The organism is Microbacterium sp. nov. GSS16, from assembly GCF_028198145.1.
Taxonomy (GTDB): Bacteria; Actinomycetota; Actinomycetes; order Actinomycetales; family Microbacteriaceae; genus Microbacterium.
This window is the reverse complement of the sequence record NZ_CP116338.1, coordinates 1900380-1924930: the sequence shown is the minus strand read 5'-3', so window position 1 is coordinate 1924930 and position 24551 is coordinate 1900380. Positions and strand designations below refer to the sequence as shown.

22 protein-coding genes are annotated in these 24551 nt (G+C 69.9%); 9 read left to right on the top strand and 13 right to left on the bottom strand.

Annotated features, from left to right (window positions below):
* Nucleotides 1-16: 16 nt before the first annotated feature.
* Nucleotides 17-361, bottom strand: a complete 345-nt coding sequence (locus tag PGB26_RS09165) for an Rv2175c family DNA-binding protein (protein WP_271637327.1) — start codon at nt 359-361, stop codon at nt 17-19.
* Nucleotides 362-541: 180 nt separating this feature from the next.
* Here PGB26_RS09165 and PGB26_RS09160 point away from each other — a divergent pair, with 180 nt between their 5' ends.
* Entirely contained in the window at nt 542-1744 is a 1203-nt protein-coding gene (locus PGB26_RS09160) for a LysM peptidoglycan-binding domain-containing protein (protein WP_271637326.1), read from the top strand.
* An 82-nt stretch (nt 1745-1826) separates the two neighbouring features.
* Nucleotides 1827-3776, top strand: a complete 1950-nt coding sequence (gene pknB / locus PGB26_RS09155) for a Stk1 family PASTA domain-containing Ser/Thr kinase (RefSeq protein WP_271637325.1) — start codon at nt 1827-1829, stop codon at nt 3774-3776.
* A gap of 134 nt (nt 3777-3910) precedes the next feature.
* On the opposite strand, the gene PGB26_RS09150 is transcribed toward pknB, so the two are convergent.
* Together PGB26_RS09150 and PGB26_RS09145 are read right to left on the bottom strand one after the other, a co-directional pair.
* Nucleotides 3911-5248 (bottom strand): class II 3-deoxy-7-phosphoheptulonate synthase, encoded by a 1338-nt coding sequence (locus tag PGB26_RS09150; RefSeq protein WP_271637324.1) that lies wholly within the window; start codon nt 5246-5248, stop codon nt 3911-3913.
* A 74-nt stretch (nt 5249-5322) separates the two neighbouring features.
* Nucleotides 5323-6021 (bottom strand): lysophospholipid acyltransferase family protein, encoded by a 699-nt coding sequence (locus PGB26_RS09145; protein WP_271637323.1) that lies wholly within the window; start codon nt 6019-6021, stop codon nt 5323-5325.
* A gap of 115 nt (nt 6022-6136) precedes the next feature.
* On the opposite strand from PGB26_RS09145, the gene PGB26_RS09140 reads away from it, so the two are divergent.
* Nucleotides 6137-7963 carry an AMP-dependent synthetase/ligase gene (locus PGB26_RS09140; RefSeq protein WP_271637322.1) on the top strand — a complete coding sequence of 609 codons (1827 nt, stop codon included), beginning with the start codon at nt 6137-6139 and terminating at the stop codon, nt 7961-7963.
* A gap of 90 nt (nt 7964-8053) precedes the next feature.
* Here PGB26_RS09140 and def read toward each other — a convergent pair whose 3' ends face one another.
* Together def and PGB26_RS09130 are read right to left on the bottom strand one after the other, a co-directional pair.
* On the bottom strand, nt 8054-8545 hold the full coding sequence (gene def, locus PGB26_RS09135; RefSeq protein WP_271637321.1) for a peptide deformylase: 492 nt from the start codon (nt 8543-8545) through the stop codon (nt 8054-8056).
* Nucleotides 8545-9720, bottom strand: a complete 1176-nt coding sequence (locus tag PGB26_RS09130; RefSeq protein ID WP_271637320.1) for a MinD/ParA family ATP-binding protein — start codon at nt 9718-9720, stop codon at nt 8545-8547. Before PGB26_RS09130 ends, def begins: the two co-directional genes overlap by 1 nt.
* A 27-nt stretch (nt 9721-9747) precedes the next feature.
* On the opposite strand from PGB26_RS09130, the gene PGB26_RS09125 reads away from it, so the two are divergent.
* Nucleotides 9748-10551, top strand: a complete 804-nt coding sequence (locus tag PGB26_RS09125; RefSeq protein WP_271637319.1) for a hypothetical protein — start codon at nt 9748-9750, stop codon at nt 10549-10551.
* A gap of 211 nt (nt 10552-10762) precedes the next feature.
* Nucleotides 10763-11575 (top strand): ParA family protein, encoded by an 813-nt coding sequence (locus PGB26_RS09120; protein WP_101186900.1) that lies wholly within the window; start codon nt 10763-10765, stop codon nt 11573-11575.
* Between the two features lie 118 nt (nt 11576-11693).
* On the opposite strand, the gene PGB26_RS09115 is transcribed toward PGB26_RS09120, so the two are convergent.
* The 3 genes from PGB26_RS09115 to PGB26_RS09105 all read right to left on the bottom strand — a co-directional run bounded on the left by PGB26_RS09115 (nt 11694) and on the right by PGB26_RS09105 (nt 13511).
* Complete coding sequence (locus PGB26_RS09115) at nt 11694-12239, bottom strand: MerR family transcriptional regulator (RefSeq protein ID WP_271637318.1); 546 nt, start codon at nt 12237-12239, stop codon at nt 11694-11696.
* 100 nt (nt 12240-12339) lie between these two features.
* The gene (gene ftsR / locus PGB26_RS09110; RefSeq protein WP_271637317.1) at nt 12340-13029 is read right to left on the bottom strand and encodes a transcriptional regulator FtsR; all 690 of its coding nucleotides are present in this window, start codon (nt 13027-13029) and stop codon (nt 12340-12342) included.
* Nucleotides 13029-13511, bottom strand: coding sequence for an FHA domain-containing protein (locus PGB26_RS09105; protein ID WP_271637316.1), 483 nt, complete (start codon nt 13509-13511; stop codon nt 13029-13031). Before PGB26_RS09105 ends, ftsR begins: the two co-directional genes overlap by 1 nt.
* 132 nt (nt 13512-13643) lie before the next feature.
* On the opposite strand from PGB26_RS09105, the gene lpdA reads away from it, so the two are divergent.
* Nucleotides 13644-15041 (top strand): dihydrolipoyl dehydrogenase, encoded by a 1398-nt coding sequence (gene lpdA / locus PGB26_RS09100; protein ID WP_271637315.1) that lies wholly within the window; start codon nt 13644-13646, stop codon nt 15039-15041.
* Nucleotides 15042-15107: 66 nt separating this feature from the next.
* Here lpdA and PGB26_RS09095 read toward each other — a convergent pair whose 3' ends face one another.
* The 5 genes from PGB26_RS09095 to PGB26_RS09075 form a co-directional block, all read right to left on the bottom strand.
* Nucleotides 15108-15842: a methyltransferase domain-containing protein gene (locus PGB26_RS09095; protein ID WP_271637314.1), complete on the bottom strand. Its 735-nt coding sequence runs from the start codon at nt 15840-15842 to the stop codon at nt 15108-15110.
* A complete protein-coding gene (locus PGB26_RS09090) occupies nt 15832-17067 on the bottom strand; it encodes a type III polyketide synthase (RefSeq protein WP_271637313.1) in 1236 nt (411 codons plus the stop codon). The genes PGB26_RS09095 and PGB26_RS09090 overlap by 11 nt, the downstream gene beginning before the upstream one ends.
* 62 nt (nt 17068-17129) lie before the next feature.
* Nucleotides 17130-17747, bottom strand: a complete 618-nt coding sequence (locus tag PGB26_RS09085; RefSeq protein WP_271637312.1) for a CYTH domain-containing protein — start codon at nt 17745-17747, stop codon at nt 17130-17132.
* A 13-nt stretch (nt 17748-17760) separates the two neighbouring features.
* Entirely contained in the window at nt 17761-17976 is a 216-nt protein-coding gene (locus PGB26_RS09080; protein ID WP_271637311.1) for a response regulator, read from the bottom strand.
* Nucleotides 17977-18018: 42 nt separating this feature from the next.
* Nucleotides 18019-18489, bottom strand: coding sequence for a prepilin peptidase (locus tag PGB26_RS09075; protein ID WP_271637310.1), 471 nt, complete (start codon nt 18487-18489; stop codon nt 18019-18021).
* Between the two features lie 155 nt (nt 18490-18644).
* Here PGB26_RS09075 and PGB26_RS09070 point away from each other — a divergent pair, with 155 nt between their 5' ends.
* From PGB26_RS09070 to PGB26_RS09060, 3 genes are read left to right on the top strand one after another with little or no spacing between them, the layout of a single operon-like run.
* Nucleotides 18645-19373 carry a hypothetical protein gene (locus tag PGB26_RS09070; protein WP_271637309.1) on the top strand — a complete coding sequence of 243 codons (729 nt, stop codon included), beginning with the start codon at nt 18645-18647 and terminating at the stop codon, nt 19371-19373.
* Nucleotides 19370-20941: a DNA polymerase Y family protein gene (locus PGB26_RS09065; RefSeq protein ID WP_271637308.1), complete on the top strand. Its 1572-nt coding sequence runs from the start codon at nt 19370-19372 to the stop codon at nt 20939-20941. Before PGB26_RS09070 ends, PGB26_RS09065 begins: the two co-directional genes overlap by 4 nt.
* Entirely contained in the window at nt 20941-24522 is a 3582-nt protein-coding gene (locus PGB26_RS09060; RefSeq protein WP_271637307.1) for an error-prone DNA polymerase, read from the top strand. The genes PGB26_RS09065 and PGB26_RS09060 overlap by 1 nt, the downstream gene beginning before the upstream one ends.
* The last annotated feature ends 29 nt before the right edge of the window (nt 24523-24551 follow it).

The following is a 24551-nucleotide window of genomic DNA, read 5'->3' as shown; positions in this document are numbered from 1 at the left end:
CGGTGAGGTCAATCCGTCAGGCGAGGGTTCTCGCGACGCGACGGACCTCGCTCTTGTGCCCGGCGAGAAGCGCCGCGATCGGCGTGCGGCCGAGCGTCTCCTCCTCCGCGAGCAGCCAGTCGATGATCTCGTCATCAGAGAACGACGCATCCTGCAGGGCCATGATCGTGCCCCGCAGCGACGGCAGCGGGCGGGCGTCGACGATGAAGACCGCGGGCACCGCGAACGCGCCGTTGCGACGCGAGCCGATCAGGTAGTGCTCGTCGAGCAGTCGCCGTACGCGGCCCGGCGTCTCGTGGAGCGCCTCGGCGAGCTCGGGAATCGTCAGCCAGGCAGTGGGATCAGCAGCGTTCTCAGACACCCCTCCACTATCTCATCCGCGCACCTGCCGGCGTCGCGGCACCGCCGGAGCGAATACATCGATCACAGCAGTCACACCTTTCTCTTCTGTTGACATCCCTTTACTCGCGTGTCAGCGTCTTGTGTGGACCGACGCGCTTCTGGGAACCGAGCGCCCTGGGGACAACGGGAGAGAGACGACATGCACACCACCACTACGCGCAGTGCGGCGATGCGCCTGACCGCCCCGGCCGCCGTCGTCGGCACTCTGGCGGCAGCCCTGACTGCGACCCCTGCCGCCGCGGAGGAGATCCGCGCGTCGATCGCCGCGAGCCACGCGCCGAGCATGCGTTCGCTCTCCGGCGGCGGTCCCGGCCTGCATGCAAGCTCGCACGCCGCCGTGCGGCCGACCGTCGCTGCGCCCGCCGAGTACACGATCCGACCCGGCGACACCGTCTCGTCCATAGCCGCGCGTCACGGTGTGACCACGACCGACCTGCTGTCGTGGAACGGCCTGGGCTGGCGGTCGGTGATCTTCCCAGGTCAGACCCTTCGCCTCTCACCCGCATCCGCACCCTCGGCCCCACCGACGAGCCCGGCGGCTCCCGCCCCGGCCGCCGTCCACACGGTCGTCCCCGGCGACACCGTGTTCGCCATCGCGAAGAGGTACGGCACGACGGTCTCGGCGATCATGACCAGCAACGGCCTCGGCGGCTCGGCCATGATCACGCCCGGGCAGACGCTGCGCGTCGCCGCGGCTCCGGCGGCTGCGCCCGTCTCCGCCGTCGCGCCCACCGCTCCACCGGCCGCGGCACCCGCCTCGCACATCGTCGCAGCCGGCGACACCCTCTTCGGGATCGCGAGGAAGCACGGCACGAGTGTCTCCGCCCTGCTGCAGGCGAACGGCATGGGCGAGGGCAGCATCATCTATCCGGGTCAGACTCTCCGGCTGTCCGTCCCGGCGCCCGCACCGGCGGCGGCCGGGCAGCGCTCGGCAGCGCTGGACGCCACCCAGACCGCTCACGCCGCACACATCGTCCGGATCGGACGCGAACTCGGCGTTCCCGATCGCGGGATCGCGATCGCGCTGGCCACCGCGATGGTCGAGTCCTCGATGCGCAACCTCGACCACGGCGACCGGGACTCGCTGGGCCTGTTCCAGCAGCGCCCGAGCCAGGGCTGGGGCACGCCTGAGCAGGCCATGGACGCCGACCGCAGCATCCGCGCGTTCTACGGCGGCGCAGCGAATCCCAACGGCGGCACGACCCGAGGACTGCTCGACATCCCCGACTGGCAGAACATGCCGTTCACCGACGCTGCGCAGGCGGTGCAGGTCTCGGCGTACCCCGACCGCTACGGCATGTGGGAGCAGCAGGCGAACCAGTGGCTCACCGCACTGCGATGACGCGCCCATCGTCACCGGATCGAAACCCGTCTGCGGTGCGCCATTGCCCGTTCACCCAGCCTGTTCTTCATAGACTCGACCTGTGAACACTCCGCAGGCCGACCCGCTCATCGGGCGGCTTGTCGACGGCAGGTACCGCGTTCGCGCACGGATCGCGCGCGGCGGCATGGCCACCGTCTATGTGGCGACGGACATGCGCCTGGAGCGGCGCATCGCGCTCAAGGTGATGCACGCGCATCTCAGCGACGACTCGGCGTTTCAGAGTCGCTTCATCCAGGAGGCGAGAGCCGCAGCACGGCTTGCGGATCCGCACGTGGTGAACGTCTTCGACCAGGGTCAAGACGGCGAGCTCGCCTACCTGGTGATGGAGTACCTCCCGGGAATCACTCTGCGCGAGCTGATGCGAGAGCAGAAGCGGCTCACGATCACACAGACGATCACGATCATGGATGCGATCCTGTCGGGTCTCGCCGCCGCCCACGCGGCCGGCATCGTGCACCGCGATGTGAAGCCCGAGAACGTTCTGCTCGCCGAGGACGGCCGGATCAAGATCGGCGACTTCGGACTGGCGAGGGCGACGACGGCGAACACCGCCACCGGCGCCCAGCTGCTCGGCACCATCGCCTACCTCGCCCCCGAGCTGGTCACCCGCGGCACGGCCGACGCCCGCAGCGACATCTACGCCCTCGGCATCATGCTGTACGAGATGCTCGTCGGCGAGCAGCCCTACAAGGGCGAGCAGCCGATGCAGATCGCCTTCCAGCACGCCACCGAGCAGGTGCCGCGGCCGAGCGCACGCAACCCCTCCGTTCCCGGGCCGCTCGACGAACTGGTGCTCTGGGCCACCGAGAAGTCACCCGACGACCGTCCGCTCGACGCGAAGGCCATGCTCACGCGTCTGCGGGAGATCGAGCGCGAGATCGGCGTCGCGCCCGCACCGACCGCGACCGACGCACCCGCTCGCGAATACGACTCCGGTTCGGTCACCAAGATCCTGCCGGGCACGGCCCTGCTGCCGACGCCCGTCGAGGAGGTCGGCGAACCGGTCGACAACGCCACTCGCCTTCGTCGGCGCACGGCGCGCCGTCGCTCGACCGGTGCGGCGCTGCTCACCGTGGTGCTTCTGCTCGCGGTCCTCGCGGGCGGCGTCGGATGGTGGTTCGGGTCGGGCCCCGGTTCGCTCATCGCCGTTCCGACGGTCGCGGGAATGACCTACGAGGATGCCGCCGCCGCCGTCACGTCAGAGGGCCTGGTTCCCGAGAGGGCCGAGCAGTCATCGATCGACGTCGACGCGGGACTCGTGATCGAGTCGGCTCCCGGCGAAGGCCAGCGCGTCGAGAAGGACAGCACGGTCTCGCTCGTCGTATCCACGGGGCCTGCCAGACACCAGCTGCCGGCGCTGCGCGGCAAGAGCGCGGACGAGGTGCGCAGCATCCTCGCCGACAACCGCGTGAACGTCTCGGACGACGTCGAGGAGTACTTCGACGAGCTCGACGCGGGGCTCGTGCTGAACGTGCGCGTCACGCCGCGCGACGAGGGCGACGCATACGGCTGCGCCGACGGCTGCGAGGTGTTCGAAGACGACACGGCCCTCATCCAGCTCTCGCTCGGCGCCGTGCCCGACGTCACCGGCCGCCCGCTCGACGAGGCAGTGCGCCTGCTCGAGGACGCCCGTCTGCAGGTCGCTGATGAGCGCCCCGAGGACTGGAGCGATTCGGTCGCCAAGGGATCGGTCATCTCGCAGAGCGCCGAGCGCCCGGACGGCGGCCCCTGGCGCCCCGGCGACACGGTGACGCTGACGGTGTCGAAGGGTCCGCAGCCGCTGCCCATCCCCGACGTCAAGGGCAAGACCGTGCGCCAGGCGGTCGATGCCCTGAAGGGCGCCGGCTTCAAGGTGAACCCCACCATCGAAGACATCGGGCTGCCCCTCGGCGGCAAGTACTGGGACGTCTACAAGGTGTGCAGCTACGACCCGAGCGGCAGCGCCGCCCGCGGCACGACGGTCACGCTCACCCCGGGATTCTTCTGCTGACGGCTCTCCTCTGCTGAGCGTGTTGGTCGGCTGGAAGATGGTCCACTGAGCGGCTTCGGCTGCTTATACACCGGCCGGCATGCAGATGAAAGCGGCCGCCCGGTGATCCGGACGGCCGCTCCTCAGGCAGGGCCTCAGCGCTTCTCGAGCTCCTCGGCGACGAGGAATGCGAGCTCGAGGCTCTGCATGTGGTTCAGACGCGGGTCGCACAGGCTCTCGTAACGGGTCGCGAGGCCGGCCTCGTCGATCTGCTCCGAGCCGCCCAGGCATTCCGTGACGTCGTCGCCGGTGAGCTCGACGTGGATGCCGCCCGGGAACGTGCCCACGGCGCGGTGCGCCTCGAAGAAGCCGCGCACCTCGTCGACCACGTCGTCGAAGCGCCTCGTCTTGTAACCGCTGGGCGTGGTGATCCCGTTGCCGTGCATGGGGTCGGTGACCCACAGGGGTGTGGCGCCGGAGTCCTTGACCGCCTCGAGCAGCGGAGGAAGAGCATCCCTGATCTTCCCCGCACCCATGCGGGTGATGAAGGTGAGCCGCCCGGGCTCGCGGTTCGGGTCGAGCTTGTCGATCAGCGCGAGCGCGGTCTCGGGCGTCGTCGTCGGGCCGAGCTTGACGCCGATGGGATTGCGGATGCGCGAGAAGTAGTCGACATGCGCACCGTCGAGCTCACGCGTGCGCTCGCCCACCCACAGGAAGTGCGCCGAGGTGTTGTACGGGGTCCCCGTGCGCGAGTCGATGCGGGTCATCGGGCTCTCGTAGTCCATGAGCAGACCCTCGTGGCCGGTGAAGAACTCGACGCGCTTGAGCTCTTCGAAGTCGGCGCCGGCCGCCTCCATGAACTTGATCGCACGGTCGATCTCGGCCGCCATGCGCTCGTAGCGCTGGTTGGCAGGGTTCTGAGCGAAGCCCTTGTTCCACGAATGCACCTCACGCAGGTCGGCGAAGCCACCCTGCGTGAACGCGCGGATCAGATTCAGTGTCGACGCGGCCATGTGGTAGCCCTGCAGCAGGCGACCGGGGTCGGCCTGACGCGAGTTCTCGGTGAAGTCGTACCCGTTGACGATGTCTCCGCGGTACGCGGGCAGCGTCACCTCACCGCGGGTCTCGGTGTCGCTGGAGCGCGGCTTGGCGAACTGGCCGGCCATGCGGCCCATCTTCACCACGGGCATCGACGCCCCGTACGTGAGCACGACCGCCATCTGCAGCACCGTCTTGATCCGGTTGCGGATCTGGTCGGCCGTCGCCCCCGCGAAGGTCTCGGCGCAGTCGCCGCCCTGCAGGAGGAAGGCGTTTCCGGATGCCGCACGGGCGAGCCGCGCGCGGAGGTTGTCGACCTCTCCCGCGAAGACGAGCGGCGGGAGGGCGGCGAGCTGCGTCGACACCTCGGCGACACGCTCTGCATCGGGCCACTGCGGCTGCTGCTTGATGGGAAGGGATCGCCACGCGTCGAGTTCGGGGTGCGAGGGAAGCATGAGCCCAAGCTTAGTGTCCGCCGACCATGCGGATCGGCCCTGTGACGGGCGACGCGGAGAAGCGGGTCGGTCGGTCAGGGACGCCCCGGTGCGCCGGGCGGCAGACGGTCCTTCACGGTGGACGCGTACACGTCGTCGTAGCGCTGGGCGCCGAGGCGCTGCAGCGCGATCATGATCTCGTCGGTGACCGCTCGGAGGATGTACCGGTCGTTCTCCATGCCCTCGTAGCGCGAGAAGTCGAGCGGCTCACCGATCACGATGCCGACGCGCATGATGTTCGGGATGCGCTGGCCGATCGGCATCGCCGTGTCGGTGTCGACCATGACCACCGGGATGACCGGGACCTTCGCCTCGAGCGCCATGCGTGCGATGCCCGTGCGCCCGCGGTAGAGCCGTCCGTCGGGGCTCCGCGTGCCCTCGGGGTAGATGCCCAGCAGATCGCCGCGTCCGAGAATCTGCAGGCCGGTGTTCAGAGAGGCCTCGGATGCCTTCCCTCCGGAGCGGTCGATGGGGATCTGCCCGGTGCCCTTCATGAAGACCCGGGTCGCCCACCCCTTCGGACCCCGCCCGGTGAAGTAGTCGCTCTTGGCGAGGAACGACATCGGTCGGTCGATGAGCAGCGGCAGGAAGATCGAGTCGGCGAAGGACAGATGATTGCTCGCCAGAATGGCCGCGCCGCTGGTGGGGACGTTGTCGCGCCCCACGATCCAGGGTCGGAAGATCGCCTTGACCAGCGGACCGATCGCGACGTACTTCATCAGCCAGTAGAACATCGAGGGAAGTCTAGCGCCGAGGCGACATCGGCGACCGAGTTTCTTCAACGATGCGACTGGGTCTCATGCCATAGACTTCTTGCACACCCGTCCGATCGGTGCCGAAGGAGCTGCCGTGGCCCAGTTCGAAGTCCCCGCAATCGTCCCTGCCGACCCCGAGGGAAATGTCAGCGACCTGCTCGCCGAGCGGGTCAAGAAGTCCCCCGACCTCGCCCTGTTCAGCGTGCCGGAGGGCAGCGGATGGCGCGATATCTCGGCGAAGGACTTCGAGACCGCGGTGATCGCTCTCGCCAAGGGATTCGTCGCCGCCGGCATCCAGCCCGGTGAGAAGGTCGGCTTCATCGCGAAGACGACCTACGACTGGACGCTGATCGACTTCGCGCTGTTCTACGCGGGCGCGGTGATGGTCCCCATCTACGAGACCAGCTCCCCCGCTCAGATCCAGTGGATCATGGAGGACTCCGGGGCGACCGCCCTGATCGTCGAGTCCGCCGAGCATTTCACCCGCGCCGACGAGGTGCGCGGTGACCTGCCGCTCGTGCGCGAGATATGGCAGCTGCACCTCGGCGCGATCGACACCCTCACCGCACGCGGCGCCGAGGTGGACGACGCTGAGATCGAGCGCCGTCGCGGCATCGCCGTCGGCTCCGACATCGCCACGCTGATCTACACCTCCGGCTCGACCGGTCGCCCGAAGGGCTGCGTGCTCACGCACAGCAACTTCGTCGAGCTCTCGCGCAACTCCGCGAAGGCCCTCGACGAGGTCGTCTCGGCGCCCGGCGCCTCGACCCTGCTGTTCATCACGACCGCGCACGTGTTCGCACGGTTCATCTCGATCCTGGCCGTGCACTCGGGTGTGCGCACCGGGCACCAGCCCGACACGAAGCAGCTGCTTCCCGCGCTCGGCTCGTTCAAGCCGACGTTCCTGCTCGCCGTGCCCCGGGTGTTCGAGAAGGTCTACAACTCCGCCGAGCAGAAGGCGGAGGCAGGCGGCAAGGGCAAGATCTTCCGCGCAGCGGCCGCGGCGGCGATCGAGCACTCCACCCTGCTCGAGGAGGGCAAGCCGATCCCGTTCGGCCTGCGGATGAAGTTCGCGCTCTTCAACAAGCTCGTCTACAGCAAGCTGCGTGAGGCCATGGGCGGCAACGTCTCTTACGCCGTGTCGGGCTCGGCGCCCCTCGGCGCCCGCCTCGGACACTTCTTCCACAGTCTCGGCGTGGTGATCCTCGAGGGCTACGGCCTGACCGAGACGACCGCCCCTGCGACGGTCAACCTCGCCCACAAGTCGAAGATCGGCACGGTCGGCCCCGCACTGCCCGGCGTGGGCGTGCGGCTGGCCGACGACGGCGAGATCGAGGTCAGGGGCATCAACGTCTTCAAGGAGTACTGGAACAACCCCGAGGCCACCGAGGCCGCCTTCGACGACGGCTGGTTCCGCACCGGCGATCTGGGAAGCTTCGACTCGGAGGGCTTCCTCACGATCACCGGTCGCAAGAAGGAGATCATCGTCACGGCGGGCGGCAAGAACGTCGCCCCGGCGATGCTCGAGGATCCGATCCGCTCGAACCCCATCGTGAGCCAGGTCGTCGTGCTGGGCGATCAGAAGCCGTTCATCTCGGCCCTGGTCACCCTCGACAGCGAGATGCTGCCGACCTGGCTGGCGAACAACGGTCTTCCGGCCGACATGTCGCTGAGCGAGGCCAGCCGCAACGCGGCGGTGCGCGAAGAGGTGCAGCGTGCGGTCGACCGCGCGAACAAGACGGTCTCCCGCGCCGAGTCGATCCGCAAGTTCACGATCCTGCCGGTGGAGTGGACCGAGGCGAGCGGCCACCTGACACCGAAGATGTCGATCAAGCGCAACGTCATCCTCGATGACTTCGCCGACGCGGTGGCCGAGATCTACGACACCCCCGTCCAGACGACCACGACGCCGCTGGGCTGACCTTCACACGTCGACGCCCCCTCTGAGTGTCCGCGCCCCATCGGGGCGATGGGCCCGAGAGGGGGCGTCGACGTTCCGAGGACCTCGCCGTCAGAACCAGTCGCTCTCACGCACCTGCCGCATGGCGAGTCTGCGGGTCTCGCCCTCCAGCCGGCTCAGATAGACACGTCCGTCGAGATGGTCGGTCTCGTGCTGCAGCGCCTGCGCGAGCAGACCGTCACCCTCGAGCACGACCGGCTGGCCGTCGAGGTCGATGCCCTCGACACGAGCCCACGGATGCCGAGGGGTGTCGTGCCACAGCCCGGGCACCGACAGGCATCCCTCCCCCGTCGGCACGGCCTCGCCGCGCACCTCGGTGAGCACCGGGTTGATGACGTAGCCGATCTCACCGTCGACGTTGTAGCTGAAGGCGCGCAGAGCGAAGCCGATCTGGTTCGCCGCCACTCCGGCGCGACCGGGCAGTTCGACGGTGTCGATGAGGTCGGTGATGAGGGCGCGAACGCCGTCGTCGATCTCGCCGATCGGTTCGCAGACCGTGCGCAGCACCGGGTCGCCGTAGAGGCGGATCTCGCGGACGGTCATCAGGCGGCCTTGGCTCTCAGGCCCTCGATGAGGGCTGCGGCGATCTCTCGAGCAGCCTGGCGGGTGGCCGGCTGCAGGCTGCCGAAGTCGATGGCGCCTCCGCCTGCGATCTGCGGGTCGTACGGAATGCGCAGCACATGCTTGGCGCGGGTCGAGAAGTGCGCCTCGAGCTCGCTCAGCCGCACCAGCGGCGCGCCGGGATTCGACTGGTTCAGCACGACGATCGCCTCGCGGGCGAGAGAAGCGTATCCGTTCGACTCGAGCCAGGTGATCGTCTCGGATGCCAGCCGCGCCTCGTCGACGCTCAGACCCGACACGATGACGAGCTGGTCGGCCAGGTCGAGAGTGGCGCCCATCACGGAGTGCACGATGCCCGTGCCGGAGTCGGTGAGCACGAGCGAGTAGTACTGCGCGGCGACGGTGGCCACATCGCGATAGTCCGCGTCGCCGAACGCCTCGGACACCAGCGGATCTGCGTCGGACGCGAGCACATCGAGGCGCGTCTCGTCGCGGGCGACTAGCGCCGAGACGTCGTGGAAGCCGCGGATGTCGTGCTGCGCGCGCACCAGGTCACGCACCGACCTGGTGTGCGAGCCGACCACGCGCTCTGCGAGCGTGCCCCGGTCGGGATTGGCGTCGACGGCGATGACGCGGTCGTCGCGTGCATCCGCCAGTGCCATGCCGAGCAGTGCGGTGACCGTCGTCTTTCCCACACCGCCCTTGCGCGAGAGCACGGGAACGAAGCGCGCAGTGCCGGTGAGGGGCGCGGCGATGCGCGCGCTGAGCTGCTTGCGCTCGCGGGCCTTGCGGCTGTCGCCGACGTTGATCCGGCCCCCCGAGATCGAGTAGAGCAGGTGGCTCCAGGTGCCCTCCGGCTCGGGCTTGGTCACGCGGGCGGGGTCGAGCAGCCGGTCGGCGGTCAGCAGGTCGGCGGTCTCGCTGGTCGCGGCGGACCCGAGGTCGTCGAGTCTCTTCGACGTCAGCGCGATCTCGGCGGGCTGAGGTGCTACCGCGGGCCGGGGCGCGGGTGCACGGTCGGGGGATGCCACGGGAACGGTCTCCTCTGCGGATTCGGCAGGTCGGGATGGATCGATCGGCGCGGCTGCACGCTCGGGTGCCCGCGCGACGTCGGCGGGCTCGGGACGATCCTGCTCGTCGTCGACATCGCGGGGCACGTCGACGAGCCCGTCACCGTCGTCAACGTGGTCGGCGTCGTCGGCATCGCCGTCGCCGTCGCCATCGTCGTCAGCGTCATCAGCGTCATCGGCGACGTCGACGGCCTCTACGGCATCCTCATCATCATCGTCGTCGTCATCATCGTCGTCATCGTCATCGTCGTTGACGTGGCCGACCTCTACGTCGTCGTCATCATCATCATCGTCGTCGTCGTCATCATCGTCGTCATCGTCGTCGTCGTCATCGTCATCGTCGTCGTCGTCGTCGTCGTCGTCATCGTCGTCGTCATCGATGGCGGGAGCGGGAGTCTCGTCGACATCAGGCTCAGGCTCAGGCTCAGGCTCAGGCTCAGGCTCAGGCTCAGGCTCAGGCTCAGGCTCAGGCTCAGGCTCAGGCTCCGGCTCCGGCTCCGGCTCAGGCTCAGGCTCAGGCTCAGCCTCGGGTGCGGAGATGTGCTCGTCGCCGCCATCCAGTGCCGATCCGCTGAGGTCGTCGACGTCATCCACGATCTCCGCGACGACGGTCACCTCATCCGCCGCCGGTTCCTCGGGCTCGTCTGCGCCGCTCAGCGCCTCGGTCGCGGCGACCGGCAGGTCTTCGGCCGGAAGCTCGATGACGATGTCCGGCGCCTCCTGCTGGATCCGGGCGAGCACGTGGGGGTCGGCGACGGCCGACGTGTCGATGATGAGGTCGGTGACCACCGCCGTGACCTCGCCGCCGACGACCTCGTCGTCGACCGCGTCGTCGTCGGCGTCGTCGTACTCGCCCGTGGGCAGCACGACCTCGACGTGCGCGGTGCCGCCGACCAGGCCGATTCCCGTCGTGTCTGAGGACGGGGTGTCATCGAGGACACCCAGCGAATCGTCATCCTCGGGACCGACGTTGTTCTTCTGGTTCACGGTTCACTCCCAGCTCGCAACCCTTGTGGGCGCCCGACAAGGTTAGTGCGCCCGCCTGATCCCCGGCAAAAGCACGGTCTGGCTCGGACGCACCGCCCGACGCTGAGCGCCGCCCGAAGAAGCGCACGGTAACGTGTAGGTCGTGCACGTACTCAGCGTCAGCTCCCTAAAGGGAGGCGTCGGAAAGACGACCGTGACTCTCGGTCTCGCCTCCGCCGCCTTCGCCCGTGGCATACGGACCCTGGTCGTCGACCTCGATCCGCAGTCCGACGTGTCCACCGGCATGGACCTTCAGATCGCCGGACGGCTGAACATCGCCGACGTCCTCGGCAATCCCAAGGAGAAGGTGGTGCGCCAGGCGATCACCACCAGCGGGTGGGCGAAGGTGCACCCCGGCACGATCGATGTGCTGATCGGGAGCCCGTCGGCGATCAACTTCGACGGACCGCATCCGAGCGTGCGCGACGTCTGGAAGTTGGAAGAGGCTCTGGCGACCGTCGAGAGCGAGTACGACCTCGTGCTGATCGACTGCGCCCCGTCGCTGAACGCCCTCACGCGCACCGCCTGGGCTGCCAGCGACCGCGTGATGGTCGTCACCGAGCCCGGCCTCTTCTCAGTCGCCGCCGCCGACCGCGCGCTGCGCGCCATCGAGGAGATCCGCCGCGGCCTCTCCCCTCGACTCCAGCCACTGGGCATCGTCGTGAACCGCGTGCGTCCGCAGTCGATCGAGCACCAGTTCCGCATCAAAGAGCTGCGCGACATGTTCGGCCCCCTCGTGCTGTCGCCTCAGCTGCCCGAGCGCACGTCGCTGCAGCAGGCGCAGGGCGCCGCGAAGCCGCTGCACATCTGGCCGGGCGACTCCGCCCAGGAGCTCGCGGCCGACTTCGACGCGCTGCTCGATCGCATCATCCGCACCGGCCGTGTGCCCGTGCCCGAGAGCGGCGCGACGGCCTGAAAGCCCCAGCGCACAGAAGAGAGAAGCCGCCCCTCGGGGCGGCTCTCTTCGTCTACACCAGATGGGTCCCTGAGCCTGGCGCTTGCACTGAGCGAGCGCAGCGAGTCGACGTGGAGACTCAGGCGGTGCGCTTGGACCGACGCGCGGCGAGTTCGTCGACCGGGTCGGGCGCGGTGGGGTCGAACTCGACGAGCGTGGACTCGACCTCGCGCAGGACCTTGCCGACGGCGATGCCGAAGACGCCCTGTCCGCGGCTGACGAGGTCGATCACCTCGTCGTTCGAGGTGCACAGGTAGACCGACGCGCCGTCGCTCATCAGCGTGGTTCCGGCGAGATCACGGATGCCCGCTGCGCGGAGCTGCTCGACCGCGGTGCGGATCTGCTGCAGCGAGATACCGGTGTCGAGCAGTCGCTTCACGAGCTTGAGGACGAGGATGTCACGGAAGCCGTACAGGCGCTGGGAGCCGGATCCGGAGGCGCCGCGCACGGTCGGGACGACCAGTTCGGTACGCGCCCAGTAGTCGAGCTGGCGGTACGTGATGCCCGCAGCGCGAGCGGCGACGGCACCGCGGTATCCGACCTCGTCGTCCATCGCCGGCAGACCGTCGGTGAACAGAAGTTCGGTCACGAACCGCGGGTTGCCTGCAAGCCCATCCGCACTCATACTCTGTCCCTCCTGAACGGCTTATCCCCCACGGTAGAGCAGGACCCCTGCCCCGGCAACGACATCCGACCCGCGGGGAAGGTGTGTCGCAATCCGTTCGTTACGAAAGCACGCGCTCGAGCGATTGGGTCACGAGCTGGCGGCGCACCTCGTCGATGTGCGTGGCGAGCTCGGGGGCGAGTTCCGCCGCCCTCCCCCGGGATGCCGCGTCGGTGCGACGCAGCAGCGTCGACAGCGCCGACTCGATCAGCGCCGCCTCGCGCTCGGCGTTCTGACGCATGCTGCGCAGGTGGCGAGGTTCGATGCCGTGGCGGGCGAGCGTCACCAGGCCCGACAGCATCGTGGCCGCCTGATCGGTGTAGTGTTCGGCCGCCACGATCAGCCCGGCGCTGATCGCGTCGTTGAGCAGCTGCGGAGTCGCACCCGTGTGCAGCAGCAGCTCTTCGCGTCGACGGCGGCGGGCCGGCGGCGAGATCGACGGAGGAGCGATGCTGCCCCATCCCTCGCCCTTCGCCTCGGCTTCATCGAGCTGCTCGCGGATGACGCTGAGCGGGAGGTAGTGGTCGCGCTGCAGGGTGAGGCCCGCACGCAGACGCTCGAGGTCCGAGGCGGAGAACTTCCGGTAGCCGGACTCGGTGCGCGACGGAGTGACGATGCCCTGCACCTCGAGGAAGCGCAGCTTGCTGGAGGTGAGCTGGGGGAACTCGGGGGTGAGCCGAGCAAGGACCTGACCGATGCTCAGAAGACCCGCGGATGCGGAGCGGTCCCTGGCGGCGCCGGCCGCCGCCATCAGTCGATCGCCGTCGCGAGGTCGATCGGCGACGCGAAGAAGTTCATCCGGAACTTGCCGATGCGCAGCTCGTAGCCGTTGGCGAGCTCGCTGCGGTCGACGCGCTCTCCGTTGACGTAGGTGCCGTTCAGCGAGCGCTGGTCGACGATCTCGAACGCCGTTCCCGAGCGGGTGATCTCGGCGTGACGACGGGAGACGGTGACGTCGTCGAAGAAGATGTCCGCCTCGGGGTGGCGCCCCACAGTGGTGACGTCGGAGTCGAGCAGGTAGCGGGCACCCGCCAGAGCACCGGCTCGCACGAGCAGCAGCGCGGACCCCGAAGGCAGTGCGGAGATCGCGGCCGCCTCGGGCTCGGTGAGGTCGGCGCCGAAGGGCACGAAGGACAGATCGGAGTCGTGCCCGAACGTCTGTGTCACGTCGTGGCGCTTCTCGCCGCCGCTGCGGTGGATAGCGCCTCCGGCGCCGATGCTGTCGTCTGTCACGGGTCTCCCTCCTCCGGCACTCCAGACTATCTGATGCGCGGACCAGGAAGGAGGCCCGATACAGGCCCGCCCGTCACTTTCTGTCGGGTCCCGCGCCCGCTCGCACCTTCGGCCAGGGATTAGGCTGTGGGCATGCCACACTACGATGTCGTCATCCTCGGCGCGGGCCCTGGCGGATACGTCGCCGCCGTCCGCAGCTCCCAGCTCGGTCTGTCCACCGCGATCATCGAGGAGAAGTACTGGGGCGGTGTGTGTCTGAACGTCGGATGCATCCCCTCGAAGTCGCTCCTGAAGAATGCCGAGGTCGCCCACACCTTCACCCACAAGGCCGACTTCTTCGGCATCTCGGGGGACGTGAGCTTCGACTTCGGCGCCGCGTTCGACCGCAGCCGCAAGGTGGCGGAGACGCACGTCAAGGGCATCCACTTCCTGATGAAGAAGAACAAGGTGACCGAGTACGAGGGTCGCGGCACCTTCACCGGCCCGAAGGCGATCTCCGTCGCGAAGAGCGACGGGTCGTCGGAGGAGATCACCTTCGACAACGCGATCATCGCCACCGGCTCGACCGTGCGCTTGCTGCCCGGCGTCGAGCTCAGCGACAACGTCGTCACCTATGAGGAGCAGATCCTCTCGCGCGAGCTTCCCGAGTCGATCGTCATCGTCGGTGCCGGCGCCATCGGCATGGAGTTCGGCTACGTGATGACGAACTACGGCGTCAAGGTCACGATCATCGAGTTCCTCGACCGTGCACTCCCCAACGAGGACCCCGAGGTCTCGAAGGAGATCCAGCGTCAGTACAAGAAGCTCGGCGTCGACATCCTCACCTCCACCGCGGTGAAGACCGTCACCGACAAGGGCTCCGAGGTCGTCGTGACCTACGAGACCCGCGACGGCCAGCCGGGCGAGATCACCGCGGGCAAGGTGCTCATGTCGGTCGGCTTCGCGCCGAACATCGAGGGCTTCGGCCTCGACAAGACCGGTGTGAAGCTCACCGAGCGCGGCGCGATCGACATCGACGACCACATGCGCACCAACGTCGAGGGCATCTACGCGATCGGCGACGTCACGGCGAAGCTGCAGCTGGCCCACGTGGCCGAGGCGCAGGCGGTCGTCGCGGCCGAGACCATCGGCAAGGCCGAGACCCAGACGCTGGGCGACTACCGCATGATGCCGCGCGCCACGTTCTGCCAGCCGCAGGTCGCCAGCTTCGGCCTCACCGAGGAGCAGGCGAAGGCCGAGGGTCGCGAGATCAAGGTCGCCAAGTTCCCGTTCAGCGCGAACGGCAAGGCCAACGGCCTGGGCGAGCCCGTCGGCTTCGTCAAGCTGATCGCCGACGCCGAGCACCTCGAGCTCATCGGCGGCCACCTCATCGGACCCGATGTGTCGGAGCTGCTGCCCGAGCTGACCCTCGCGCAGAAGTGGGACCTCACCGCGCTCGAGGCCGCACGCAACGTGCACACCCACCCGACGCTGTCGGAGGCGCTGCAGGAGGCCTTCCACGGTCTCGCCGGTCACATGATCAACATGTGACATCCCGTCTCGAGAAGGAGGCCCGGTCCGGTCGGACCGGGCCTCCTTCCCCATTGTGGGCCCGTTTCAGTACAGGTGGCCGGCGTGCACCAGCAGGAGCCGCGACGGGAACCGCCGCTGGACGCGCCATCCCGGCGGCGCGACGGCGGCGAGCTCCGCCGCGGTGTACGAGCGGCGGATGCTGAGCAGCCCGTCTTCGCGGATGAACGAGTTCTTCAGCAGGGTGTCGGCGATCGGCCGGGTGAGCGCGTCGAAGAGCGCGTAGGCCGTCCGGCTTCGGGCGATGTCGCCGTGGACGGCGATGCCGCCCGGGGCGGTCAGGCGCGTGGAGTCGTTGAGCAGGTCAGCCAGCTGCGACGCGCTGAGATGGTGCAGCACGTGGTTGGAGAGCACGACGTCGAACGACTCCCCCTCCGCGACGAGCTGCGCGCTCGACACGCAGCGCCAGCGCACGAGCCCCTCGTCGTCGGCATCCGACGCCCAGCGCACCGCCCGCGCGTCGATGTCGGCGCCGATCACCTCGGCGCGGATGCCGTCTCTGCGCAGCCGGCGAGCGACGTACCTGGCGATGTCACCTCCCCCGCAGCCGATGTCGAGCACGCGGATCCGGCCGTGCCGCGCGCGCGGGTCGATCTCGCGGCTGTGCAGGCCGCGCCTGCCCGCCAGGATCGCGTTGACGTACGGGAAGCGCGCGTAGGTTCGCGCGAGCATCTCGGGGTCGGCGTCGTCGGCATCCATCCGCTCGGGCAGATCGATCGCGCGCCGGCGCAGATCGATGACGGAGCCGCGCTCAGCGCTCATCGCCGCGACCGGCGACGGCATCACGACCGGCGGCGGCGTCGCGACCGGACGCGGCGTCGCGACCGGCGACGGCGTCACGACCGGCGATCGTCATCAGCGCGCTCTCGGCGGTGAGACCCGGCCCGAACGCCATCGCGGCGACGCGCTCGCCCGGCTGCGGCGACTCGTGCTCGAGAATGCGCTGCAGCACGAACAGCACCGTCGCGCTCGACATGTTGCCGCGCGTGCGCAGCACCTCGCGCGCCGGCGCCAGCTGACCGTCGTCGAGCCCGAGTCGCTCCTGCACGCGATCGAGGATGCTGCGCCCGCCCGGATGGATCGCCCAGTGCCGCACCAGCTCGCCGATCGGATGCCGGCCGAGCCCGCCCGCGATGCCCTCGTCCCCCTGCCACAGAGCGCCTAGCGCGTCGTCGATGTGCGCTCCGATCAGCTGCGGCACCCGCGTCGAGAGCACCATCTCGAACCCCGTGTCGCCCACCGTCCACGCCATGTCCGCCTCCCCGTCCGGAATGAGCGCGGTGTGGAATGCGTCGATGACGAATCCAGGAGCGTCGGTCGGCAGACGACGAGCGGTGACGAGGGCGGCAGCGGCCCCATCGGCGAACAGCGACGAGGCGATGATCGCGTCGGGGTCGTCCGACGAGCGCAGATGCAGGGTGCACAGCTCGACGCTGGCCACCAGCACGACCGCATCGGGGTCGGCCCGGCAGAACTGGGCGGCGGCGCGCAGCGCCGGCAGGGCGGCGTAGCAGCCCATGAACCCGAGGTGGTAGCGCTGCACGGCGGCGGAGAGCCCCAGGGCGCGGACGATGGCGTAATCGGGTCCGGGCGCGTGGAAGCCGGTGCACGAGACGGTGACGACGTGCGTGACGTCGGATGCCGAGAGGTCCGGGTCGGCCGCGAGGGTGCGCCCGGCGGCCTCGATGAAGAGCCGGTCGGCCTCGCGCGCGTAGATGTCGTTGCGCACCGCGGTGCCGGGTTCGAGCAGCTCACCGGTGGTGCGTTCGAGGAACTGCGGTGCGTCGATCTCGGCCGCGGGGTCGAGCTCTGCGAGCACGGTGTGTCGCGTTTCGACCCCGGCGCCGTCGAAAGAGGTCGCGATCAGTCGCTGCGCGAGCCGGGACAGGCCGGGCTGCGCGGCGAACATGTCGCGGATCGTGTGCTGTTCGAGCGTCACATCGGGTACGAGCGTCTGGATGGAGCGCAGCTGCACAGCATGATTCATGATGCGACTCAAGCACGTCGGGCGAGGCCGATGAAAGGGGTTGCGCAGCCGTTGGTGTTCGGTCAGTGACCGAGCGCCCTGGCGAGCTTCGATCCGGACGACGGCTCGCGACCGCCCGCCTTCCTCACGGCCGTCTCGACCGCCGCGAAGAACGCCTCCCGTCGAGCCGGATCACCGGGAGCGGCCGGACCGAGCTCCATCTCCCACTCGCGCCATTCGCGGCGCGTCCCGGTGCGCAGATCCGTCGCCCGCACGTGGTCGTCGACGAACTCGGCGATCACGCCGTCCGCGCCCAGCAGGTGGAAGGCGGTGCGGGAGTTCTCGATGCGCGCGAGCGGCTGCAGCTCGGCATCCGTCCACTGCGCGACGGTCTCGGCGACCGCATCGGGCAGCCGATCGGTCTCGCCGAGCGGCCAGCCGAGTTCGAGCCGGCCGTCGCCCTGCCGCGGCCCTTTGATGTGCCAGCCGGCGTCCGGCCCTCCGGTGCGCCTGCGCAGGGCGACGCCGACACGTGCGAGCGCGGCGTCCGCCGTGTCGAAGTACCGGGCGTCGAGCTCTCGCGGCTCGCCGTCCGTCACCGCGACGACGCCGGGGACGTCCGACCAGTCCGGCAGTCGCGTGTCGGCACCCGCGTCGTACTTGCGCTCGACCTCGAACGAGCGCTGCGGCTCTGCACTCACGTGCGTCGCGCGGTCAGTCGTCGCCGGGGCTGATGTCGTCGCCCGCCTCGACGAACCAGAAGACGGTCTCGGTGGGACCGTCGTGCTCGCCGGTGTTGGACGCCTCGCCCTCACGCCGGTAGGTGAGCTGGGTCTCGCTGTAGGGCAGGATCAGGGAATCCTGATCTGCATCGTCGAGCGGGATGATCTGCCCGTCGAGCGGGCCGCCGTGAAGTCGTGCGATAGCCATGTGCTCACCCTATCCCCCTGCGCCGACACACGTCCGATGCGCTCACGAGAGCCCGATCGCGAGGGCTGCGCCGATGATCATCCACGGCCCGAACGCGATCTGCGTGTGCCGGGTGGCCCGCCGCAGCCCCATCAGGACCAGCGCGTGCAGAGCGCCGAGCAGGAATGCCGCAGCTGCGCCGAGCGCGAGGCTCTGCCAGCCGTGCCAGGCCAGCACCAGCCCGATCACGGCGGCCAGCTTCACATCTCCCCCGCCCATGCCCCGTCGCGACGCGAGGCGCAGCACGGCGAAGAACGCGCCGAGTGCGAGGGCGCCGAGCAGGGATCGCGTCAGCCGCTGTCCGTCGCCCGTCGCCAGCGCCTCGACGACGACGAGCAGGATCAGGGCGCCCAGCGCGGGCAGCACGATGCGGTTCGGCAGCCGGTGCGTGCGCGCATCGATCGCGATGAGCCAGGCGCCGACCGCGGCGAGCCCGAGGTGCACGATCAGCACGGCGACGGAGTGAGCAGTCACGCTCGCAGGCTAGGCGAGAAGCGGCAGACGTCGTCGAGGGGCTGTGGAGAACGTCGCGGGGGCTGTGGGATGACGCGTGCGTGGCGATGTCGGATGTCCGAATTAGCCTCGCAGGACGACTTGAAGTGTTCGAAGATCTATTCGAGGATGGATGCATGGGGATCAGAACGACCGCGGCACTCTCCCCCGCCGACGAACGGGCAGGGGACATTCTGCGCCTGCGCCGCGAGATCGGACGCATGCAGCGCCGCCGCAGCGACGACGCGCATCTGCCGATGCCTGCCGCGCTGCAGGATCTGCTGCCCCAGGGCGGGCTGCAGACGGGCACCGTGTACTCGGTGTCGCCCTCGCCGAGCCTGATCTTCGCGCTGATGAGCGCGCTCTCCCAGCGTGGCGGCTGGTGCGCTGCGGTGGGCATGCCCACGCTCGGGCTCGAGGCGGCGACCGCCTTCGGCATCGATCTGTCACGGCTGATCCTCGTACCCGAGCCGGGCGAGCGCTGGCTCGCCGTCGTCTCGGCGCTGGCCGAGGTCGTGCCGCTGATCGCGATGAATCCCGGCTCCCGCGTGCGGGATGCCGATGCCGCTCGCCTCGCGGCGCGACTGCGCGACCGCGGCTGCACGCTGCTCACCACATCCCCCTGGCCGCAGGGCGAGGGTCTGATCACGCTGCACGACCCGCACTGGGAGGGGCTCGGCGAGGGGTGGGGGCTGCTGTCGGATCGCACGGTCACCGTCACCGCGCAGACCCGCTCCACGCCGGTGCCGAAGAGCCTGCGCGTGCGCCTGCCCGATGACCTGGGCCGTATCGACACCGCGGCCGAGCCCGCGCTCGATCCGCGCGAGGCGCTGCCGACGCACCCGAGCTGGGCGGTGGCGTCATGAGCATCGACGCCTCCACGCCGAGTGAGACGATGCGCGTGCACGTGCTGTGGTTCCCCGACTGGCCGCTGCGCGCCGCGCTGGGCACCGCACCCCCGCATCCGCCCACCGCCCTCGTGCGCGCCGGCGTCGTCTCGGCCTGCACCGACTCCGCCAGAGCGCACGGTGTGCGGGTCGGGCAGCGCAAGCGGCAGGCGCAGAGCAGCCTGCCGTCGCTGCGCATGCTGCCGCACGACGAGACCGCAGACGAGCGCGCCTTCCTGCCCGTGCTGCGGCTGATCGAGGCGCACGCACCCGGCGCGCACCTGCTGCGCCCCGGGCTCGCCGCGCTGCGCTCGCGGGGCATCTCGCGCTACCACGACGGGGAGGAGGGGGCTGCGGCCGCGCTGGTGCGGATGCTCTCGGATGCCGGATTTGGCGAAGTGCGCATCGGCGTGGGCGACGGGATGTTCACCGCCGAGCTCGCCGCTCGGGCCGCTCCCCCCGGTGGTGACGGGATCGACCCCTGGGCGGTGATCCCGCCGGGGGCGTCCCGCCGATTCCTCGCCCCGCTTCCTCTGCACGCGCTCGGCGAGTCCGAGCTCGCCGACCTGCTGCGGCGACTGGGAGTGTCGACGCTCGGCGAGTTCGCGGCCCTCGATGCCCTCTCGGTGCGCTCGCGCTTCGGCGAGCACGGCGCGCGCCTGCACGACCTGGCATCCGGAGCCGACTCCCGACCGATCACCCCGCGGCCGCCCGACCCGCAGCTAACACGCGAGGTGCAGTTCGAGACCCCGCTCGGACAGTCCGATCAGATCGCCTTCGCCGTGCGGCAGACGGCGGATGCCGTGCTGCTCGCGCTCGCCGACGTCTCGGCCGTGTGCACCGAGGTGCGCATCGACCTCACCGACGACGACGGCGCGGTGTTCTCGCGCACCTGGCTGCATCCGACCTGCTTCGATGCCGGCGACCTGGTCGATCGGGTGCGCTGGCAGCTCGAGACGATCGTCGATGACGCGCCCGACGATGCCGCTCACGCCTTCCGCGGCATCGTCGGGGTGCGGCTCGCCCCGGTCGCAGTCGATGACGCCGCCCATCATCAGCCCGGTCTGTTCGGCTCGGGCACCGACGAGCGGCTGCACCATGCCGTCTCGCGCGTGCAGACGCTGCTCGGACATCGCGGGGTGAGCACGGCCGCGATGTCGGGCGGGCGCATGCTGGCCGACCGTCAGGTGCTCACGCCGTGGGGCGAGCGACCGCTCGTGCAGCGCGATCCCTCGCAGCCCTGGCCCGGCCACCTGCCCGATCCGCTGCCGACCGAGGTGTACACGCCGATGCGCCCGGTGCGGGTGAGCGGCGCGGAGGGCGCCGAGATCCGCATCGACGAGCGCGGCGCCCTGTCGACACCGCCCGCGTTGATCGAAGACAGCGAGGTGGTGGGCTGGGCGGGTCCGTGGCCGGTGCACGAGCACCGGTGGGATGCCGAGCGCGCCCGCTCCGGGCACCGCTTCCAGCTGCTCGATGCCGGGCACCGCGCCTGGCTGGTGTTCCACTCGGCGGACGGCTGGTGGGCGGAGGGCCGGTACCGCTGATGAACTGGCACAATAATCCCGGCCAGACGTGGCATCAGCTCGAGCGCACCCTCGATCTGCAGCGTCCTGCTCCGGTGCAGAGCGAACCGGTGCGCCCTCGAGCCGATCCAGGTCCGGTGAGCCGGCGTCGCCGCACGACGGCTCACCTCGAGGTGCAGCGGCCGGCTGATGCCGTGCCCTACGCCGAGCTGCATGCGCACTCGTGGTACTCGTTCCTCGACGGCGCCTCCTCTCCCGAAGACCTGCTCGCCGAGGCCGAGCGCCTCGGCCTCAGCGCCCTCGCGATCACCGATCACGACGGCTTCTACGGGGCGTCCCGCTTCGCAGAGGTGGCCGAGGCGATGGATGCCGGGGTGCAGACCGTGTACGGCGCCGAGCTCTCGCTCGGCATCGCCGAGAACCCGGCTCGCACCCGCTCCCGTGCACGGGCCGGCACTCCCGATCCGGAGGGCGATCACCTGCTCGTGCTGGCTCGCGGCACCGAGGGCTATCACCGCCTCTCCGGCGCCATCTCGGCCGCCCAGCTGCGCGGCGGCGAGAAGGGCCGTCCGGTCTACGATCTCGAAGAGCTCGCCGCGCGGGCGGACGGGCACTGGACGGTGCTGACCGGATGCCGCAAGGGAGCCGTGCGCCGCGGGCTGGAGCTCGGCGATGCGGAGACGCCGCTGCGGCGGCTCGTCGATCTGTTCGGGCACGATCGGGTGGCGGTCGAGCTGTTCGATCACGGCGACCCGCTCGACACCCGCCGCAACGATGCCCTCGCCGAGCTCGCCGCGCGCCTGCGGCTGCCCGTGGTGGCGACGAGCAATGCGCACTACGCCTCACCCGAGACGGCGCGGCTGGCCGAGGCTGTGGCCGCGGTGCGGGCGGTGCGCAGCATGGACGACCTCGACGGCTGGCTGCCCGCGCACGGCGGGGCGCATCTGCGCAGCGGCGCCGAGATGTCCGCCCGGTTCCGCCGCTATCCGGGGGCGATCGAGCACGGGCTGCGGCTCGCCGCCGAGTGCGCCTTCCCGCTGCGATCCGCACGCCCTGCGCTGCCGAAGCAGGAGGTGCCGGACGGACACACGCCGATGACCTGGCTGCGCCGCCTCGTCCGGCAGGCGGTGCCCGAGCGGTACCCGCGTATCGACGCAGCGGGGTGGGCGCGGATCGAGCGCGAACTCGACGTCATCGAAGAGAAGGACTTCCCCGGCTACTTCCTCATCGTGCACGGCATCGTGCAGGAGGCCAGACGGCGCGGCATCCTGTGCCAGGGCCGGGGGTCGGCCGCGGCGAGCGCGGTCTGCTATCTGCTGGGCATCACCGCGGTCGATCCGATCCTGTACGGACTGCCGTTCGAGCGCTTCCTCGCCACCACCCGCACCGAGGAGCCCGACATCGACGTGGATTTCGATTCCGACCGCCGTGAGGAGATCATCCAGTGGGTGTACGAGACCTACGGCCGCGAGCGCGCCGCCCAGGTCGCGAACGTGATCCAGTACCGCCCGAAGAACGCCGTGCGCGACATGGCGCGGGCACTGGGATACTCCCCCGGTCAGCAGGATGCCTGGTCGAAGCAGGTCGACGGGTGGAGCTCGGGGCTGCAGCCGGTGGAGGGTCACGACATCCCCGATGACGTGCTGGGCTATGCCGATGACCTGCTGCGAGCGCCGCGGCATCTCGGCATCCATTCCGGCGGGATGGTGCTCACCGATCGTCCGGTGGGCGAGGTGGTGCCGGTCGAGCACGCCCGCATGGAGAAGCGCACGGTGATCCAGTGGGACAAGGACGACGCGGCCTCGATGGGGCTGGTGAAGTTCGACCTGCTGGGACTCGGGATGCTCGCCGCTCTCCAGCACTGCTTCGATCTCATCCGTGCGTCCACCGGGGAGCACTGGACGCTCGAGACGATCCCCAAGGAAGAGCCGGGGGTGTACGACATGCTCTGCCGGGCCGATTCGATCGGGGTGTTCCAGGTCGAGTCGCGGGCGCAGATGGGTCTGCTGCCCCGGCTGCAGCCGCGCTGCTTCTACGACCTCGCCATCCAGATCGCCCTCATCCGGCCAGGGCCCATCCAGGGCGGTGCGGTGCATCCGTTCGTGCGTCGCAAGCTCGAGAAAGACAGGGTGGATGCCGAGAACCGCGAGCGCGTGCGCCGGGGCGAACAGCCTGTGCCCTTCGACATCCCCTACCCGCACCGCGACCTGGAGCCGATCCTGAAGCGCACGCTGGGCGTGCCGATCTTCCAGGAGCAGCTGATCCAGATGGCCACCGCGATCGGCGACTGCACCGCCGACGAGGCGGATCTGCTGCGCCGGGCGATGGGTTCGAAGCGCGGTCTGGAGAAGATCGAGAAGGTCAGGGCGAAGCTGTACGCCGGGATGGGTCGGCGGGGTCTGAGCGCGGAGGTCTCGGATCGGATCTATGCGCAGATCCAGGCCTTCTCGAACTTCGGCTTCGCCGAGTCGCATTCGCTGTCGTTCGCGCTGCTCGTCTACGCCAGCTCATGGATCAAGCTGCACTATCCGGCGGCGTTCCTGGCAGGGCTGCTGCGGGCGCAGCCGATGGGGTTCTACTCGGCGGCCTCCCTCACGGCGGACGCCCGCCATCACGGCGTGCAGGTGCGCAGGCCCGACCTGCACGCGTCCGGCGTGATGGACGGCCTGGAGCCGATCGACGCGGGTCCGGATGCCGGAACCGGGCCGGACAGCGGAACCGGGCCGGATGCCGGAACCGGGCCGGACGCCGGAACCGGGTCGGTCGGCAGTTCAGGACCGGGCGGCGGGCCGGGGCCCACCGGGCGGGATTCCTGCGCGTCATTCGATCAGCCGGCTCCCCTGCGGTTCGACATCTCCGCCCCGGACGAGTCGGCCGCGCACCGACGCGACGGCCGGTTCGCCGTGCGACTCGGCCTGTCGGGGGTGCGCGGGATCGGCGTGAAGCTCGCCGAGCGGATCGTGGCGGCACGTGACGAGCACGGGCCGTTCCGCGACCTGCATGATCTGGTGCGCCGCACCGACGCCACGACGGCGCAGATCGAGGCGCTGGCCACAGCCGGAGCCTTCGAGTGCCTGGGGCTCAGCAGACGTGAGGCCATCTGGCTCGCCGGTGCCGCCGCCGAAGACCGGGCGCGCTTCCTGCCCGGCACCGCCCTGTCGGTGCAGCCGCCGCTGTTCTCCGACCAGTCGGGGTACGAGCGCCTGGCGGCCGACCTGTGGGCGACGGGCGTCTCGATCGACGATCATCCGATGTCGCACCTGCGGGCCGCGCTCGACGAGCGGGGCGTGCTCACCTCCGCCCGGCTGCGCACTCACGAGACCGGGCGGCGCATCGAGGTCGCCGGAGTGGTCACGCACCGGCAGCGTCCGGCGACGGCCAGCGGCGTCACCTTCCTGAACCTGGAGGACGAGCACGGGCTGGTGAACGTCATCTGCTCGACGGGGGTCTGGGCCCGCTATCGCCGGGTGGCCCGCGACTCCCCCGCGCTCATCGTCCGAGGGCTCCTGGAGCGCTCCCCGGAGGGTGTCACGAACGTGCTCGCCGACGCGTTCGAAGACCTGCGCACCGGCCTCGCGCACCGCTCCCGCGACTTCCGCTGAGCGTCAGTCCGCGATCCGCGCCGAGCCGG